Here is a 19,311-nt window from a genome sequence, read left to right as displayed (position 1 = left end):
CCATCTGATGATCCCGATGGGAAGGTCACCATACCACTTTGTGCGGTGTAATCGCCCGGTGCTACTGCACTGCCATCATTGGTCGTGAAGTCTACCGTCAATGCATCTTGGATATTGCCCGTTAAGGTCACCGTAAATACTGAACTTGTGCCTTCACTAACGTCTGCTGCATCTGAAATCGATACACTCACACTGTTTCCACTGGTGTTGTCTAAAATAGTTCCTGTCCCTACTGAGGTTCCTATACTCGCTGAGCCTGTACTTTGCAGGTTCGATAAACTTACCGTATAGTTCTCCGTTGGTTCGGAAGTATTGTCATTGATTGTTACTACTGTAATGGTTTGGGTGTCGCCATCTGATGATCCCGATGGGAAGGTCACCATACCACTTTGTGCGGTGTAATCGCCCGGTGCTACTGCACTGCCATCATTGGTCGTGAAGTCTACCGTCAATGCATCTTGGATATTGCCCGTTAAGGTCACCGTAAATACTGAACTTGTGCCTTCACTAACGTCTGCTGCATCAGCTATCGATACACTTACTGAATCATCATCTCCAATCGTTACTGTTGCTAGTGAAGTATTCACTCCTATATTCGTATTATCAGTAGATTGTAAGGTAATAATAACTGTTTCATCACCTTCTAAAATATTATCGTCTATAACATCCACTGAAATTGTTACACTATTAGTATTAGCTGGTATGGTTACCGTTACTAGTATTGCCGTATAATCTGCTCCATTGTCTGCTGTTCCTGTTACTGTAAAAGTTACTTCCGTTGCTGTGCTTACCGTTACTCCTGTTGGTAAACTTACTGTGAATTCTCCATTTGTATTGGGTTCACTCGCATTTGGAATGGTTGCCTCTACACTTACTGTTGGTGCTGTAGTTGTATTTATAATAGAACCATCACCTACTAAATCTGTAGTAGTTATAGGTACATTTGTTGTAGAAATTTTAACATCTGATAAAACAACTTGATAATCTTCAGTAGTTTCATAAACATTATCATTATTAATAGTTACTGGAATAGTAACTTGAGTTGATCCTGCTGGAATTGTATAGCTCACTCCACTAAAAGGAGTATAATCTCCTGGTGCAACTGCTGTGCCGTCTGTGGTACTCACTAAAAAAGTAACATCATATATATAGGTATTACTAAGTGTTGCTATAAAATTAGCTGTACTTCCTTCAGAAATATTAAGTTGATCGTTAATACTAATTGTAGGTAATTTAGGATTTACATGTACTGTAATTGTAAATGAATCTCCTGAGCAATTTAGTGGTGAAGTTGGAGTAATTGTATAAACAACATCTTGAATAGAACCCGTTAAATTAGTTAAAGTATCTGTTATACTTGAAGAAGTACTTGCTGAAGTTGTTTCCCCAACAATATTTGGATTATCAGTGGCTTGCCATGAAAAAGTTGAACTTGAAATATCTGCTAATAGAATTTCATTCAATGAATCTCCACTATCAATAGTTAACTCTTTATCTGTCCCAACTGGTAATGGATTTATAGTTACACTAGTTGTTGTCATATTTATACAAGTACCATTACTAAAAGTATATATTACAGAATAATCTCCTGGGGTGCTTGTTTCTAAATTTATTAAACCTGAAGAGCTATCAATAACAAGTCCAGATGTTGAACTATAAGTTCCTCCTATTTGCCCTGTTTGAGTAACAGCAGCTGTTCCTATTGCACAATATGGTGAACCTGAATAACTAACTGTAGCTGTAGGTAATGGATTAATTACAACAGTAACTGGTTTTGAAATAGTACAACCATTATTATTTGTTAATTGAATATAATATGTTCCTGAAGTAGTAACTGCGTTTGGGTTAGCTAATGTTATTGTTAAAGCAATATCTGTAAAATAAGTAAAAGTTCCTGCATCACTTCCTTGTGTTACATCAGAGACCGTTAAATCAACTGTATTTGGCGAACAAACTGCAGTTGGATTTGTAATTACTAAACTAGGTTCAGGAAAAACTGTAATTTCATTTGTTATAGCCTTGTCATCAAAAGAAAAACAACCATTTGAAGTTTCAGCTGATACTTTTAAAACTCCTTTTACTTGTTTATTCGCAGAAATAGCTCCTAAATCAATACTGCCATTTAAAGTACTGGAAGTTAAACTATTATCTATTACACCATCAACATAAAATTCCCATAAATAAGAATAGTTTATTGATCCTGAACATGAAGAATCATCTGTTACAGAACCTGAGTAACTTACTACACTAGAACAATCTGTTTGTGTTAAATTTGAAGTTACTGTTGGACAAGGAACACAAAAAGTTGGATTATCAAATTCAACATTTTGAATATTACAATACGCATCTTCATAATTAATTTGAGAAGTACCTGCAACAGATTGTCCACATGAATTAGAATCCGCTTCTATTGTATATTTTAAAGTAACTGTTTCTGTATTTACAACATCCATAAACCAACCTATAACTCCAGTAACAATTTCACTTGCTGTTCCTTTTGAAGGATTTAAGGATCCCGGAACTAATGTAAAACCAGTACCTAAAACATCAGAAACCAATGCCTGACTTGGTGAAATTTGCTTAGCGGCCCAAGATAATTGTCCTAAAATTTGATTATAAATGCCTGTTAAATCAGCTGCACTTTCAGTAATATATAAACCACTATTTTGAATTTGGTCTAATGTGTTTTCGCCAGTTGTTTGATCACTTCCATCAATACCTCCAAATAAACCTACTGAATAAATGTTTGTGTCGTAAACTGTTCCACTTATTGTTTCGCTTTGAGCAGCAATACCTGATGCAATTGCTGCATCAATAGCACATTGATTATTATTTCCATCTGAACACCCTGGAGCAGCGGTTGCCACACCATCTGTTAATAAAATAATAGATCTAATAGTTGAACAATCATGCGTGCCATTATTAGCTAATTCATTTTTTGCAAAATCAAGACCTTGTGAAATATTAGTCCATCCGCCAGCACTTAAATTATTTATTTTAGAATGTAACGTACTTGCATTTGAAATTAAACCTGTTTGTAATGTTGCATTTGCACCATAACTCACAATACCTACTTTATTTAAACCTGTAGGATTATTTGTTGCATTAAAAATATTGGTTATAAAATCATTTGCCGCATCTTGAGCATATTCTAAAGAATTTTTTGGATCATTTGGAATATCCCAACCCATACTACCAGAGGTGTCAATTATAAGCATAACCTCAATTGGTCTCTCAGGAGCATTACCTGTTATAGATAATTCAACATCAAATAAATTACAACCAGTGGTATTATTTGTAATTGTTTTATTTATGGTTATATGGTCATCAACAACTTGTTGACTAAAAAGTTGAAATGAGTTTATGAATACAAAAAGCATAAAAGCGATACCTTTTATGTTTTGTACTATATTTTTTTGAGTAAGTAATTTTCTTTTCATAATAAATAATTTAGGTTAAGGCCTATTTTATTAGATAATGGCTAGCTATTCGCCATCAATTATTTCAGTATTTAGAACAACACTAATTGTTTTATTTTTACATTTATCTGAAGTTACTTTAACTTCCGATTTATTTATAGATCCAAATTTTGCACCAACTGGTGTTTTCATTTTAACAATAAATGTTTTTGATTCTTTTCCATTTAAAAAGATTTCAATTTCATTTTCATTTGTATCTCCATTTTTATTGTTATATGTAGTAGTTCTATTTAAAGATTTCATCTTTTTTAGTGAAACATTATAAAATTCTCCACTAATATTTATTTGATTATTTTTAGAGATTGATTGTACACTCGTTACTGTATTATCATTAACCAATTTAATTTTATAGGTTGTAGCATCAAAACCTGTATTAGTAAGTTTTAATCGATAAGAAACCCCTGACTCTCCAGCTTTTTTGCTATTCTGATTATTAACAACTTTTAATTTTGAATTACAATTAACATTTTGGGAATAAACATTCCCAAAAACTAATAATCCAAAAATTATAATTAAAACTTTCTTTAGTAAAACGTTAATAATTTTAACCGATTGAATTTGATTCGTTTTCATAATTATTTATTTTTTATATATAAAGCCTTAACTTTATCAGTAAAATTTACATTTACCTTTTAAGAAGCTTTAAATTAGTTCTTTGCTTACTTGCAAAGAGGGTTCTAACTCACTATTTTAATTTGATTTTATGGGGAAATTTACTCTGGTGTGGGGACACTTGACAGAAAATTTCTAAAACAAATGTAAGTAACATCTATCTCTGATATTCAACTAATTAATTATTTGCTATAAAAAATATGTGAATGGGAGCTTTTTTAATATAATTGGTTATAAATTCATTTCAAATATAATATTATATTTATAAACAACTAATTATCACTAAATTAAATAATTTTTTAAGCTATTTTTTGAATTATTTTAAACCATAACGAAAACATTATCGTAAAAAATTGAATACATAATTTTATGATTAGCCACAAAGTATTACTTTTGCAATTCTACTAAAATCTAAAAAATTAGAGTTCAATGAAAAAAATAACAAAACAAACTTATATTAAATGGTATAAAGATATGCTTTTTTGGAGAAAATTTGAAGACAAATTAGCGGCTCTTTATATTCAACAAAAAATTAGAGGTTTCTTACATTTATACAACGGACAAGAGGCAGTTTTAGCAGGTGCATTACATGTTATGAAGGAAAATGACAAGATGATAACTGCTTATAGAAATCATGTACAACCTATTGGATTAGGGGTTGATCCTAAACGAATTATGGCGGAATTACTTGGTAAAAATACAGGTACATCGCATGGTTTAGGTGGCTCAATGCACATATTTTCACCTGAACATAATTTTTACGGTGGACACGGTATTGTTGGGGGGCAAATTCCTTTAGGTGCTGGTTTAGCTTTTGCCGATAAATATTTTGAAAGAGATGGAGTAACACTTACTTACTTTGGAGATGGAGCTGCGCGGCAAGGATCTTTGCACGAAACTCTTAATATGGCCATGACTTGGAAATTACCTGTAGTTTTTATTATTGAAAACAATGGTTATGCTATGGGAACCTCTGTAAAGAGAACAACTAATGTAGAAGAAATGTGGAAATTAGGTTTGGCTTATGAAATGCCTTGTGGACCAGTTGATGGAATGAATCCTGTAAAAGTTGCTGAAGCTATGGGAGAAGCAATTGAAAGAGCACGTAGAGGAGACGGACCTACTTTATTAGAAATGAAAACCTATAGATACCGTGGCCATTCTATGAGTGATGCTCAAAAATACAGAACTAAAGAAGAAGTAAATGAATACCGAAAAATTGATCCAATTACACAAGTTTTAGAGATTATTAAAACAAAAAAATACGCAACGGAAAAAGAAATTAAAACATGGGGTGATGAAGTAAAAACTCATATTTTAGCATGTCAAAAATTTGCTGAAGAATCACCATTCCCAGACAAGCAATTAATGTATGATGTTGTATATGAACAAGAAGATTATCCGTTTTTAAAACATAAATAAAATGGCAGAAATTATTACAATGCCACGTTTAAGCGACACTATGACTGAAGGTGTAGTTGCTCAGTGGTTAAAAAAAGTAGGCGATAAAATCGCTGAAGGAGATATATTAGCGGAAATTGAAACTGATAAAGCCACTATGGAATTTGAGTCCTTTAATGAAGGTACCTTATTATATATTGGATTAAAAGATGGTGAAAGTGCTCCAGTAGATTCATTACTTGCCATTATTGGCGAAAAAGGAGAAGATGTAGAAGCACTTATTAAAGATTTTAATAAATCTCATAAAGCAGCTAAAAAAGCTGCTACAACTAAAGAGGAAAAAACTGTAGTTGAAAAGACTTCTGCAAAAGAAATTGTTGTTGAAACACCAACTCCAGCTGTAGCAATGTCAGAGCAAACTTCAACAGGAAATCGAGTGATTGCCTCTCCTTTAGCAAAAAAAATAGCTAAAGAAAAAGGAATTAATTTAGAAACAGTTCTAGGAACTGGTGAAAACGGTAGAGTAGTAAAACGTGATGTTGAAAACTTTGTTCCGAGTGCAACCTCTTCAATAAGTACTTCAATTGCTCAACCTATTATTTCTGATCAGGAAAGCTTTGAAGAAAGCACTAATTCCCAAATGCGTAAAACCATTGCAAGAAGATTAGCAGAATCTAAATTTACAGCTCCACATTATTATTTAATGTTAGAAATTGATATGGATAATGCTATTGCTTCAAGAAAAGCTATTAACGAATTACCTGAAACAAAAGTTTCATTTAACGACTTGGTGGTTAAAGCAAGTGCTATGGCTTTACGTAAACACTTAAAAGTAAACTCTCAATGGTTTGAGGATAGAACCAGAATTAATCACCATATACATATTGGCGTTGCGGTTGCAGTTGAAGATGGATTAGTAGTTCCTGTAATTCCTTTTACCGACCAAAAAAGTATGACTCAAATTGGTGCTGAAGTTAAAGATTTAGCGGGTAGAGCTAAATTAAAAAAATTAACTCCTGCAGAAATGGAAGGAAGCACTTTTACTGTTTCTAACTTAGGGATGTTTGGAATAGATGAATTTACTTCAATTATTAATCAACCAAATTCTGCTATTTTATCAGTAGGTGCTATTGTACAGAAACCAGTCGTTAAAAATAATGAAATTGTAGTTGGAAACACCATGAAAGTAACACTAGCTTGCGACCACAGAACTGTTGATGGTGCAACTGGATCAGCATTTTTACAAACTTTAAAACAGTTTATTGAAAATCCTGTAACTATGTTAGCTTAGAATATAAATCAAAATTTACACAAAACCCATTGCAGTTAGTTAACAATGGGTTTTTTAATTGTTAAATAAAAACTATATTCTAACTAGAAACCTGAGTTCGATATAAAAAAATAAATACAGGGTGAAAATCAACAAGCTACGTCATTGCGATGAATGAAGCAAAGCGAAATAAGGAAGCAATCTCATTTTTATGAAAAGATTGCTTCAAATTATGGCACTACGTTTATAATTTTCGCAATGACATTTTAATTTTCAGTTATTTAAAGTAAATCCTTAGGTCAAACTCGGGTTAGAAGGCTTTATATTCTGATTAACCCTAAATAAATTAGTTGGATCGTATTTTCTTTTAATTTCACGCAACCTGTTATAATTATGTTTATAACTAGCTTTTACTCTATCTTGTCCTTCATCCATCATAAAGTTTGAATAAGCACCACCTGAAGAGTATGGATGCAATGCTTCCCAATAACTTTTACACCATTTTGTAATTTTATCTGCATTTTTTGGATCCGGATCAACCCCAACAATAACACCTGCATAATTTGCATCGCGATAAGCCCAAGGAGTTTCTTCTAATCCAACTCTACTTGCAGCACCACTTATAGGATACAAATGCATTTGAGAAAGCGGCGTTGGTATTTTTGAACCAAATTTTAAATGTTGTGCTCTAATTTCAGGACCTAATTCATTAAAAAAATCTGCTCTCCAATACCATTGTAAACCTGGTGGCATTAATCCATCAAAAAGTGTTTGAATGGATGGATAAGGCATTTCACCCACATGTTCAAAGAAAGGATTCATATCTCTAACAGGTTTAAAAAGCTCTTCAAATTTATCTGGATTACCAGCGTAACACCAAACGATTCCACAAAACTTTTTATTATGAAGATGCTCTGGGAATGGTGCTCCAGGAATAATCATAGTTGTAATAAAACCATTTAAATCATCGGGAGCATTCAGAAGAAATTTATGATACCACTCCATAATTTCTTCAGTCTTTTCTATTGGCCATAATGTTGGTCCGCCAATTACATTTTTTACAGGATGCACTTTAAATTTAAAAGAAGTTACAATGCCAAAGTTTCCGCCGCCTCCGCGAATAGCCCAAAACAAATCACTATTTTGTTCAGCATTTACGGTTACAAAAGACCCATCTGCTAAAACCATATCGGCTTCTAATAAATTATCAATAGTTAGCCCATATTTACGTGATAAATGACCAACGCCACCACCAAGGGTTAAACCGCCAACGCCAGTTGTAGAAATTATTCCGGCAGGAACAGCTAATCCAAATGGATGTGTTGCATGATCTACTTCTCCCCAAATATTTCCTCCGCCAACTCTTACTGTTTTATTTGCAGTGTCAACGCGAACAAATTTAAGTCCTGATAAATCTATAACTAAACCATCATTACACAAACCTAATCCACCTCCGTTATGACCACCGCCTCTTACGGCTATTAATAAATTATTTTCTCTACCAAAATTTACCGAAGCAATAACATCGGCAACATCTACGCACATTGCGAACATACCAGGTTTTTTATTAATCATTCCATTATAAACCTTTCTAGTTTCATCATATACAGTATCTGTTGGTATCACTATTTTGCCTCTTAATTTTAAGACAAATTCTTCAATTAAAGAAGGATCCAAATTTTTTACTAAATTTTTCATAATTAATAATTTTTTATAGTTAGTATTATTTTATAGTTGAAATAGAATGCTACAAATTTGTAATATATAACCCTGAATCAATGTGAATTTTAATTCAAAAAACAATACAAATCATTCATTCTAAAATTTATTAAGCTTTAAGATTTAGTATTCACGCTAAAGTTAAAAACATCTGGTCTTGCATAGTGCCCAACTGCATCAAAGCTACGTTTTGCTGCAATTATTTCTTGCAGATTAATTTCAGCATAGATTATTCCTTCTTTTGAATCTAAAGGACCTGCTATTATTTTACCACTTGGATTTATAATACAGCTATTTCCTGTACTCACCCATTCTTTTCCTTTTATATATATTTTTTTTAATTCTTCAGGCAAGTCATTTATATGAAGTGTCATGCAACAACTTATTACAAAAACACTACCTTCCCTAGCAATATGTTGTACCGTTCCTAACCAATTAGCTCCTTTATCCCAAGTTGGTGCCACATAAATTTGTGTACCTGCTTCATAAATTGTATTTCTAGCCAATGGCATAAAATTTTCCCAACAAATTAATCCTCCAATTTTACCAACAGATGTATTGTACGATTTTAAAGTATCACCATTTCCCTGTGCCCAAATAAGTCGCTCACAATTTGTTGGCATTAATTTTCGATGTTTTCCAAGTATAATTCCATTTTCATCAATAAACAGCATGGTATTATAAAGACTTGCATTACTAGTCTCTGAATTTTTTTCATTCATTCCAATAACTACATTTATATGTGCATCTTTTGCAGCTTTACAAAGTCTGCCTGTAGTATCATCAGGAATTGAAACAGCACTTTCAACTAATTGCACATATAATTCGTTAAGTTGAACTGTTTTATGAGCTGGAATTGACCAAACCCAATCTGGATAACCCGCAATAAATGATTCTGAGAAAACAATTAATTTTGCACTTTTTTTACCTGCTTCGAGAATGGCTTTACACGCTATCTTTACTGTTTTTTCTTTGTTTAAAAAAACAGGTGTAAGTTGTGCTGCTGCTACTATAAATTTATTTGATTTCTCTGATTGATTTGAATTATTCATAATGTTTAGAATTAAATAATAATTTCGACAACCTAAAATTAAAACAATCAATGATAAAATAATGTCAGTATTGTTCCAATTTCTGAAACAATTGATTCATTAATTTAAGAGAAAACTAGCTTTTTTAAACCTTTAAAAAAGATGAAGGAAGTATATGAAACCTTTTTCTAAATACTCTTGTAAAATAAGTTGGACTATTAAATCCTACATCATAAGCTATTTCAGCCACTGTTTTATCTTTATTATTAAGTGCTTTTAAAGATTCACGCAATCGCAATTCTTGAATAAGTTGATTTGGAGCCAGACCTGTAATCGATTTTATTTTACGATAGGATTGTGCTTTACTTAAATTTAAAGCCATGTTTAATTTTTCAATATTGAAATCTGGCTTATGGAGTTGTTTTTTAAAAATAATAAATATTTTTTCTAACAAAGAAAAATTTACTTTATCAACTATTTTAAAAATTTCAGACTTAATATTAGGTGCATTTGGCTCTTTTATAATAACTGATTTTGTAACATCATCTATATATATTTTACTATTTCGCCCAATATTTCCTATAATATTAATTTTATTTTTTGTTTCTTCATAAATATTTTTTCCACCCTCATCAACCGGACTTCCTGTAACCAATACTACATTATATTCATAATTATCTGGAATTGATTTTAGCAATTTATCAATAGCAATAGAACATTTGACTGCATTGCTTGCTCCAACAAAGTAAGATAAAAAACCTTTAGTGGCTTGAGGGATATTGAGACCTCCATATTGTGCTATTAGTTTAAATACTTGTTTTATATAATGCTTGTATTTACCAGAAAAATCATTTGTTTTTATTAAGAGGAAAGTTCTAAAACCAGAATCAACTTCATTTGAAATGGTATGTGCCAAATCATTTTTACTTTTTCCAATATTTAAAAATAAATTGTATTCATCATCCGAGACTTCAATAATATTGCAGGCTGTATTTCCATGAGATTCCAAATGCACTTTATTACAAGCCTCTTTATTAGGACCTTCCATTAGGCAGAATATTTTTTTATTATCAGCATCTACCCAATATTTTATTTGGATTACTCCAAATTTTTCTTGAACAGCTAAATCTTTCATATGTGCGGTTACTACATCTTCAACCGAAAAATCATCTGAATCTACCGTATGTATGTCCATATATAAAGGCATTGTATTTTTTTATGCAATATACTAAATTTATGATTATTTTAATTCAATCAATTAAATATCAATACTATACAAAATTATCTTCTATTGTATTAACTTCATTTAAAACAAAAAAAATCCCCAACTTTCGTTGAGGATTTTTAAAATATTTTGGACTAAATAATTACTTTTTAAATTTAGCGTATTTAGTTTTAAACTTGTCAATACGTCCTGCAGTATCAATTAATTTAGTTTTACCTGTATAAAAAGGATGTGAACTTCTTGAAATTTCTAATTTTACTAAAGGATATTCAACGCCATCAACATCAATGGTTTCTTTAGTATTAACTGTAGAACGAGTTAAAAAAACATCTTCATTAGACATATCTTTAAATGCTACAACTCTATAATTTTTTGGATGTATCCCTTTTTTCATCGTAAACTCGTTTTAATTCTGTTTTTATTTTTGAGACTGCAAATTTAACTATATTTTTGAAACTTCAAACAAATAATTTATTTTATTTACACAAAATTAAAAAAAACTCATCTAGTTATTATGATAAACAAGTCATTTTTCAGTTTATTTATCTTCGCTTTACTAATATCTTGTAAAAGTGAATATAAATTTGTTTTAAAAACACCTAAAAAAATACCATCTAACCAAAGTTTAACTATTTCGTTATCAGAAAAAAATGATAAAAAAATTGATTCTGTCGAGTTTTCATTAGATTCTAAAAAATTAAAATCAGAAAGCTCAAGTTTAACTATTCCTATTTCAAAATATAAATTAGGAAAACATACAATTACGGCACTTGTTTTTTACGAAAACAAAACTAAAAAAGTATCTAAATCTGTTTATTTTATGGCGGATACAGCTCCAACTCTTTATACTTATAAAATTATTAACACCTATCCTCATGATCCAAAAGCCTATACGCAAGGTTTAGAATATTATAATGGTTATTTATATGAAAGTACTGGAAGAAAAGGAACTTCATCTATTAGAAAAGTGGATATAAAAACGGGTAAAGTACTACAACAAGTTGATTTAGATAAGCAATATTTTGGAGAAGGAATAACTATCTTTAATAATAAAATTTATCAATTAACCTGGCAAGCTGGCAAAGGATTTATTTATGATTTAAAAACATTTAAAAGAGAGGGTGAATTTAAATACACCAAAAGTAGAGAAGGCTGGGGATTAACGCATAATGGTAAACAATTAATAAAATCTGACGGTACAGAGCGTATTTGGTATTTAAATCCTAAAACACTGATTGAACAAAGTTATATTGAAATCTATACCAACAAACAAAAAGTTGAGGAACTTAATGAACTAGAATACGTTAATGGTGAAATTTATGCCAACCGCTGGCAATTAAACTCTATAATAATTATTAATCCAACTTCAGGAAAAGTTGATGGTGTTGCTGATTTAAATAGTTTAAAAACCAGAATAGAACAAGTTCAAATTATTGATAATGTTGATGAAGTTTTAAATGGTATTGCTTATGATAAAGAACATGACCGGCTTTTTGTTACTGGTAAACTTTGGAGTAAATTATACGAAATTAAATTGATTAAAAAAGAATAATGTATATCCGTTTTGTATCATATTTCATATTTATACGTCATGCTGAACTTGTTTCAGTAGCAGGCGGGCTTGTTTCAGCATCTCATAGTTTTTACTAATCACCGATTTATATTGATGAGACCCTGAAACAAGTTCAGGGCGACGAACATTTTATGATTAATTACGGACAATCAATAAAAAAATAAAGAAAATAGACATATATGTTGGAACGAAACTTTAAATTTATATCTGCTCTTTAATCTATCTTAATTTTATCTTTTTATATTTACAAAAATATCCCAAATGCGTAAAATTTTAATTATTTCAATTTTATCCCTTATTGCTTTTACTTCTTGCAGAAAAGATTTTTCAGCAGCATTAAGTAGTGGAAACCTTATATTTTCTAAAGATACCGTTTATTTAGATACTGTTTTTACCAATATTGGTTCAAGTACTTATAACTTAAAAGTATATAATAAAAGTAACCATGCCATTTCTATACCAACCATAAAATTAGAAAAAGGAGAAAATTCATTTTACAGATTAAATGTTGATGGAATTCCTGGTAAACAGTTTCAAAATGTAGAAATTTTAGCGAAAGACAGCATGTATATTTTTATAGAAACAACCATTGATGTAAATCAAGTTACCAATCCTATTTATACCGATGCCATTGTTTTTGACAGTGGTGATAATTTACAAGATGTAAAATTGGTTACCTTAGTACAAGATGCAAATTTTTTATATCCTTCTAAAGATTTAAACGGACTTATTGAAACCATAAAAATTGGAATTGATGCTGATGGAAACGAGCTAAAAGTAAACGGATTTTACTTAAACGATAACACTACCTTTACCAATGAAAAACCTTATGTAATTTATGGTTATTGTGCCGTTCCAAATGGTAAAACACTAACTGTTGATGCTGGGGCTAAAATCCATTTTCATTCTAATTCAGGATTAATTATTGATAAAAATGCTACTTTAATTATGAATGGTGAACTTGATAATACTATTACCGTTGAAGGAGACAGATTAGAACCTGAGTTTAGCAATGTACCCGGACAATGGGGAACTATTTGGTTGCGTGCAGGAAGCAAAAATAATATGATAAATAATACGATTATTAAAAATGCTTCCGCAGGAATTATTATAGATTCTATTGGCAATACTTCACCAACATTAACCATTAAAAATACTCAAATTTATAATAACACTAATTTTGGAATTTTAGGTAGAGAAACTAATATTTACGGTGAAAATTTAGTAATTAACAATAGCGGACAATCATCACTAGCTTGCACCGTTGGTGGAACTTATAATTTTGTACATTCAACATTTGCTAATTTCTGGAATCAAAGTTTACGTCAGTTTCCAAGTGTTTTAGTTAATAATTATTTCACCTACATAAAAGATGGAGCTGAGGTAATTGAACCTAGAAATTTACAAGCTGCCAATTTTACCAATTGCATCATTGACGGCAACAACAATATTGAATTTATTTTAGATAAAGCGGAAGGTGCTGACTTTAATTATTCCTTTAAAAATAATGTATTACGTTTTGATGATTTTAATAATAGTTATGCAGCTATAACCGAATATAATTTTGAAGATACCAATTTTTATACAAACAATATTTTAAATGGCATTTCAGATTTTAAAAATCCGAATAACAATGAACTAATTATTGGTGAAAATTCTGATGGAATTCAAAAAGCCGAAACTCAAGGAAGTTTAAATGTTCCTTTTGATATTTTAGGAATTTCCAGAACTTTACCTGCTGATATTGGTGCTTATCAACACATAACTTTCAACTAATGAAAAATGTTATAATTACCGGAACAAGCCGAGGAATTGGATTTGAACTAGCAAAACTATTTGCTAAAAACAAGTATAATGTTTTAGCTATTTCACGCAACACCAAAACGTTAAGCTCACTTTCTTTAAAAAATATCACTACCCTTTCAGTTGATTTATCTAATGAATCTGATTTTAAAAAAATTACCAATTTTATTACTAATCATTGGAAAACTGTAGATATTGTAATTAATAATGCAGGTAAACTAATTAATAAACCTTTTGAAAAACTTACTACAAATAATTTTTTAGAAGTCTATAAAGTAAATGTCTTTGCTGTGGCAGCATTAACTCGTCAGCTAATTCCATTTTTAAAAAAAGGAAGTCATGTAGTTAATATCAGTAGTATTGGAGGTATTCAAGGAAGTGTAAAATTTCCAGGTTTAGCTGCTTATAGTTCCTCAAAAGGTGCTTTAATAACTTTAACCGAAGTATTAGCCGAAGAATATAAAGAAGCACAAATTTCTTTTAATGCTTTGGCTTTAGGTGCAGTACAAACTGAAATGCTAGCAGAAGCTTTTCCTGATTATAAAGCACCTGTTTCTGCAAAAGAAATGGCAAATTACATTTATAATTTTGCATTAACAGGAAATCAGTTTTACAACGGAAAAATATTACAGGTTTCTTCAACAACACCTTAATTTATGACCAAGCATTTAGAAAAATATATTCCAGAAGATGCTATTCCTTTAGTTGATGAATTGCTTAAAAAAAATCCGATTACCATAAAAATTGTAAATAAACGGACTACTAAACACGGCGATTTTAGAAAAAATAAAAATGGATTGATGCAAATAACTATTAATAACAGTTTAAATAAATATCAATTTTTACTTACACTCATCCACGAAATAGCTCATTTTATTACCCATCAGCAATATAAAATGGTAAAACCACACGGAAAGGAATGGAAACAAAATTTTCAACATTTAATGTTGCCTTTTTTACAGCCAAACATTTTTCCTATAAAGCTACTTCCTTATCTTGCCAACTATTTAAAAAACCCAAAAGCAAGTACAGGTGCAGATGTAAATCTAACTTTTCAGCTCAATAAATATAACATACCAACTAACAAAAATTTTATATTTGAAATACCTGAAGGAAGTCTTTTTACTTTTAAAAATAAAGAATATAAAAAAGGAATAAAAAGAAGAACTCGATTTGAATGTGTTGAAATTACTTCAAAAAAAGTATATTTATTCAATCAAAATGCCGAAATTACATTATAAAAAATGAAAATTAATAAAAATTATTACGCAGTTATTATGGCTGGTGGTGTTGGATCACGTTTTTGGCCTATTAGCACTAAAAAATTACCAAAACAATTTCACGATATGTTAGGTAAAGGCAGCACCTTAATTCAGCAAACATTTCAACGGTTTGAAGATTTAATTCCTGCAGAAAATATATTAATTGCCACCAATGAAAATTACGCTGATTTAGTTCAACAACAACTTCCAAAAGTCAAAACCAATCAACTGGTTTTAGAACCAGCCATGCGAAATACAGCACCTTGTATTTTGTTAAGTGCATTAAAAATTTATAAAGAAAACCCTGATGCAGTAATGATTGTTGCACCTTCTGATCATTGGATTGAAAATGAAAACGAATTTTTAAATAATGTTGAAACTGCTTTTGAATTCTGTCAAAAAAAAGATGCTTTATTTACTTTAGGAATTTCACCAGATTCACCAAATACAGGTTATGGTTATATTCAATTCAATTATGCTGAAAATGAAATAAAAGAAGTTCAAAATTTTACAGAAAAACCTAATTTAGAAACTGCAAAAAAGTTTATATCCAAAGGAAATTACTTATGGAATGCAGGTATATTTGTTTGGAGTGCAAAAAGTATTTTAAAATCTTTTCAAACTCATTTACCTGAAATGTATGCACTTTTTTCGGAAGGAAATAGTAGTTATAACACTTCTTCAGAAAAAAAATTTATTAAAACCAATTATGAAAAATCTGAAAATATTTCTATAGATTTTGGTATCATGGAAAAAGCAACAAATGTATTTGTTTTACCTGTAGATTTTGGTTGGAATGATTTAGGAACTTGGGGATCATTATACGCCAAATTACCAAAAGATAATCAACAAAATGCTAGTATTGGAGGAGAAATAATCTATAGAGATGCTAACAATAATATGATAACCACACAATCTGGCAAAAAAGTAGTGATACAAGGATTAAAAGATTTTATTGTAGTTGAAAAAGAAGATGTTCTACTTATTTGTCCGAAAAGTAGTGAGCAAGAAATTAAAGAAATCACAAAAGATGTAAAAAGTAAATTTGGAGATAATTTTGTTTAATTAAAAGCAATGCTATGGAAATCAAAAAAGAACTATCAACTCAAGAAAACGAAACAGAAAACAACTCAAATTCAAATACTGAATTTAAAACTGTTTGGATAGTAATAAAAGATTTTTTCTATAATTTGTTAGATATTAGGCATGGCACCGATAAAAAAGGCACCATTGAAGATATCAAAAACAATATTTCAATTAAAGGTCATACCGCTTGGGTACTTGTTTTTTCTATTTTAATAGCTTCTATTGGACTTAACATAAGTTCTACCGCAGTAGTTATTGGGGCAATGCTTATTTCGCCTTTAATGGGTCCAATTTTAGGTATTGGCTTATCTATTGGCATTAATGATATTGATACTTTAAAACGCTCATTAATCAATTTAGGCGTTATGATGGGATTGAGCATTGGCACTTCCTTTTTGTTTTTTTTAATTCCAATATTTAGGAATGAAACTCCAGAAATTTTAGCACGAACAGCACCTGATGTACGAGATGTTTTTATTGCTATAGCTGGTGGATTAGCATTAATTGTGGCTTTAAGTAGAAGAAGCAAACAGACAAATACTGTTGCAGGTGTTGCAATTGCCACGGCTTTAATGCCTCCTCTTTGCACCGCTGGTTATGGATTAGCAACTTGGAATTTAGCTTACTTTGGTGGTGCATTATTTTTATTTATTATCAACACCATTTTCATCGCTTTAGCCACTTTTGTAATTGTAAAATATTTACGTTTTCCAATGCTTAAGTATATCAATTCTAGTAAAAGAAAAAGAATTGCACGGTTAGCTTCTTTTGTTGCTCTTTTAATTTTTACCGCAAGCATTTACTTGTTTATAAATTTATTTAATCAAAATCAGTTTAAACAATCAGCACAAAATTTAATTGAAGCTATTAAAAAAAGTGGTATTAGTATTATTGATGAAATTGACGAAAATATTAATTATAAAAATAGAAGTATAAAATTAGTGGTGTATGGAACTAAATTATCTAATGAAAAAATAGCGAACTGGAAAACGAAATTACCAGATTATGGTTTAAAAAATACACAACTAATTATTCAGCAAGGTCAAGATGATTCTGATTTACGAAATGAAGTCAGAAATTTAACCGATTTATACTTACAAAATCATAAATTAATATCATCTAGAGATAAAACCATAAAAGAAAAAAATGCTAAAATAAATGTTTTAGAAACAGAATTAACTAATTATTACAATCATCAAATTCCATTTTTACAAATCAGCAAAGAAGCCAAAATAAATTACAATGGTTTATCGCATTTAAGTTACGCTAAACAAGTAGAAACTAATTTTAATAAAATTGATACTATTACCGTTTTTAAAACCAAATGGTACGATTCTATTACTAACAAAAATCAACAAAAACTTCAACTAAAAAATTGGTTAAAAATTAGGTTAAAACTTGATACTTTGGTGGTTGAATAAAAACAAAAAAATCACACTGTAGATTATAGTTAATATTTTTATTCAGAGTTTATTATACGCCAAAGAAACTAAAAGAATTATAATTTGTCATTTATTTCATTTTAACTATTTTTACAGGAGTTTAAAAAAATAATTTTGAAAAAGATTTTAATTGCTACTTTAATTCTATGCACAACTTTTATGTATTCCCAAAAAGAAGCCAATATCTGGTATTTTGGAGAAAATGCAGGGCTAGATTTTAATAGTGGAGTCCCAGTTGCTTTAACCAATGGCAAACTAGATACAGAAGAAGGTTGTGCTACAATTTCGGATAAGAATGGAAATTTGTTGTTTTACACTAATGGTATTGTGGTTTACAACCGTAACCATACTATTATGCTAAATGGAACAGGACTAAATGGAAATGATACAAGTACAAATTCAGCTCTTATTATACCTAAACCTAATAATTCTGATATATATTATATTTTTACTGTTGATTTTCAAGCAGGTGCAAAAGGGCTTCAATATTCTGAAGTTGATATGACTTTAAATGGTGGGCTTGGAGGAATTACAACTAATAAAAATATAATATTAGAAACGCCTGTCACAGAAAAACTAACAGCAATTAAAAACCCCATATCTAATGAGTATTGGCTAGTTAGCCATAAGTGGGCTAGCAATGAATTTATATCATATAAAATTACAAATACAGGAGTTAATTTAACTCCTGTTATTAGTGCAGTTGGATCTATAGTAATAGGAGGAACTCCTGATAATTCAAGAGCAATAGGAGATATTAAAATTTCACCTGATGGAACAAAATTAGCAGTTGCTAGATTAGAATTTGAAGTTCAATTATTTGATTTTAATGCTACTTCTGGAAAGGTGTCAAATCCAATTACACTTATTAACTATTCAGAATATTCACATACCTACGGAATTGAATTTTCGCCTAATAGTAAAGTTTTATATGTAAGTGATTTTTATGATGGAGTATTTCAATATAATTTGAATTTAAGTTCAACAACTGATATTATAAACTCAAAAATTGAGCTAGCAGGTCCAGATAACACTAAAGTTTATGGAGTGTTACAATTAGCGATAGATGGTAAAATATATATTGCAAACTATTTAGATTTTTTAGATGTAATTAACAAACCTAATGTAGTAGGTGTTGGCTGTAATTATGATGTAGAAACAATTTCTTTAGATGGCAGATATTCTAAATTGGGTCTTCCTCCTTTTATACAATCTTTTTTTAATACATCATTTAATTTTAATAATCTATGTTATGGAGACACCACTCAATTTACGTTAACGGATACTGTAGATTCAGTAGTTTGGGATTTTGGAGATGCAGCTTCTGGTGTAAATAACACTTCAACAGCTATAGTACCAACACATATTTTTACCAGTCCGGGAGATTATACCGTTACGGTTACGGCAA

Annotated in this window: 15 protein-coding genes; 9 read left to right on the top strand and 6 right to left on the bottom strand. The window is 30.2% G+C overall.

The features are described from left to right. Together L3J60_RS11245 and L3J60_RS11240 are read right to left on the bottom strand one after the other, a co-directional pair. Positions 1-3,440, bottom strand: a 3,440-nt coding sequence (locus tag L3J60_RS11245) for a Calx-beta domain-containing protein (RefSeq protein ID WP_291975635.1), incomplete at its 3' end; no start/stop codon positions are given. Positions 3,441-3,485: 45 nt separating this feature from the next. Then, entirely contained in the window at positions 3,486-4,052 is a 567-nt protein-coding gene (locus tag L3J60_RS11240) for a hypothetical protein (RefSeq protein ID WP_291975634.1), read from the bottom strand. A gap of 468 nt (positions 4,053-4,520) precedes the next feature. Here L3J60_RS11240 and pdhA point away from each other — a divergent pair, with 468 nt between their 5' ends. Both pdhA and L3J60_RS11230 read left to right on the top strand, forming a co-directional pair. Continuing rightward, positions 4,521-5,513 carry a pyruvate dehydrogenase (acetyl-transferring) E1 component subunit alpha gene (gene pdhA, locus L3J60_RS11235; protein WP_291975633.1) on the top strand — a complete coding sequence of 331 codons (993 nt, stop codon included), beginning with the start codon at positions 4,521-4,523 and terminating at the stop codon, positions 5,511-5,513. 1 nt (position 5,514) lies between these two features. Then, entirely contained in the window at positions 5,515-6,783 is a 1,269-nt protein-coding gene (locus tag L3J60_RS11230; RefSeq protein WP_291975632.1) for a pyruvate dehydrogenase complex dihydrolipoamide acetyltransferase, read from the top strand. Between the two features lie 273 nt (positions 6,784-7,056). Here L3J60_RS11230 and L3J60_RS11225 read toward each other — a convergent pair whose 3' ends face one another. From L3J60_RS11225 to L3J60_RS11210, 4 genes are all read right to left on the bottom strand, one after another. Then, positions 7,057-8,460, bottom strand: a complete 1,404-nt coding sequence (locus L3J60_RS11225; RefSeq protein ID WP_291975631.1) for an FAD-binding oxidoreductase — start codon at positions 8,458-8,460, stop codon at positions 7,057-7,059. A gap of 137 nt (positions 8,461-8,597) precedes the next feature. Beyond that, positions 8,598-9,533, bottom strand: coding sequence for a carbon-nitrogen hydrolase family protein (locus L3J60_RS11220; protein WP_291975630.1), 936 nt, complete (start codon positions 9,531-9,533; stop codon positions 8,598-8,600). 124 nt (positions 9,534-9,657) lie between these two features. Beyond that, positions 9,658-10,719: a nickel-binding protein gene (locus L3J60_RS11215; protein WP_291975629.1), complete on the bottom strand. Its 1,062-nt coding sequence runs from the start codon at positions 10,717-10,719 to the stop codon at positions 9,658-9,660. Positions 10,720-10,879: 160 nt separating this feature from the next. Further along, the gene (locus L3J60_RS11210) at positions 10,880-11,131 is read right to left on the bottom strand and encodes a type B 50S ribosomal protein L31 (RefSeq protein ID WP_291975628.1); all 252 of its coding nucleotides are present in this window, start codon (positions 11,129-11,131) and stop codon (positions 10,880-10,882) included. Positions 11,132-11,251: 120 nt separating this feature from the next. Between L3J60_RS11210 and L3J60_RS11205 the strand changes: the two genes are divergently transcribed. The 7 genes from L3J60_RS11205 to L3J60_RS11175 all read left to right on the top strand — a co-directional run. Continuing rightward, the gene (locus tag L3J60_RS11205) at positions 11,252-12,289 is read left to right on the top strand and encodes a glutaminyl-peptide cyclotransferase (protein ID WP_291975627.1); all 1,038 of its coding nucleotides are present in this window, start codon (positions 11,252-11,254) and stop codon (positions 12,287-12,289) included. A gap of 282 nt (positions 12,290-12,571) precedes the next feature. After that, positions 12,572-14,086 (top strand): hypothetical protein, encoded by a 1,515-nt coding sequence (locus tag L3J60_RS11200; protein ID WP_291975626.1) that lies wholly within the window; start codon positions 12,572-12,574, stop codon positions 14,084-14,086. After that, on the top strand, positions 14,086-14,766 hold the full coding sequence (locus tag L3J60_RS11195) for an SDR family oxidoreductase (RefSeq protein ID WP_291975625.1): 681 nt from the start codon (positions 14,086-14,088) through the stop codon (positions 14,764-14,766). The genes L3J60_RS11200 and L3J60_RS11195 overlap by 1 nt, the downstream gene beginning before the upstream one ends. 3 nt (positions 14,767-14,769) lie before the next feature. After that, positions 14,770-15,354 carry a SprT-like domain-containing protein gene (locus L3J60_RS11190; RefSeq protein WP_291975624.1) on the top strand — a complete coding sequence of 195 codons (585 nt, stop codon included), beginning with the start codon at positions 14,770-14,772 and terminating at the stop codon, positions 15,352-15,354. Between the two features lie 3 nt (positions 15,355-15,357). Continuing rightward, positions 15,358-16,440: a mannose-1-phosphate guanylyltransferase gene (locus L3J60_RS11185; RefSeq protein ID WP_291975623.1), complete on the top strand. Its 1,083-nt coding sequence runs from the start codon at positions 15,358-15,360 to the stop codon at positions 16,438-16,440. A gap of 14 nt (positions 16,441-16,454) precedes the next feature. Then, positions 16,455-17,882 carry a DUF389 domain-containing protein gene (locus L3J60_RS11180; protein ID WP_291975622.1) on the top strand — a complete coding sequence of 476 codons (1,428 nt, stop codon included), beginning with the start codon at positions 16,455-16,457 and terminating at the stop codon, positions 17,880-17,882. 135 nt (positions 17,883-18,017) lie between these two features. Continuing rightward, on the top strand, positions 18,018-19,311 hold a 1,294-nt coding region (locus L3J60_RS11175; RefSeq protein ID WP_291975621.1), incomplete at its 3' end, for a PKD domain-containing protein.

It is taken from the genome of Lutibacter sp., from assembly GCF_021647475.1.
In the GTDB taxonomy this organism is placed as follows: Bacteria; Bacteroidota; Bacteroidia; order Flavobacteriales; family Flavobacteriaceae; genus Lutibacter.
This window is presented reverse-complemented; position numbering and strand designations above follow the sequence as displayed.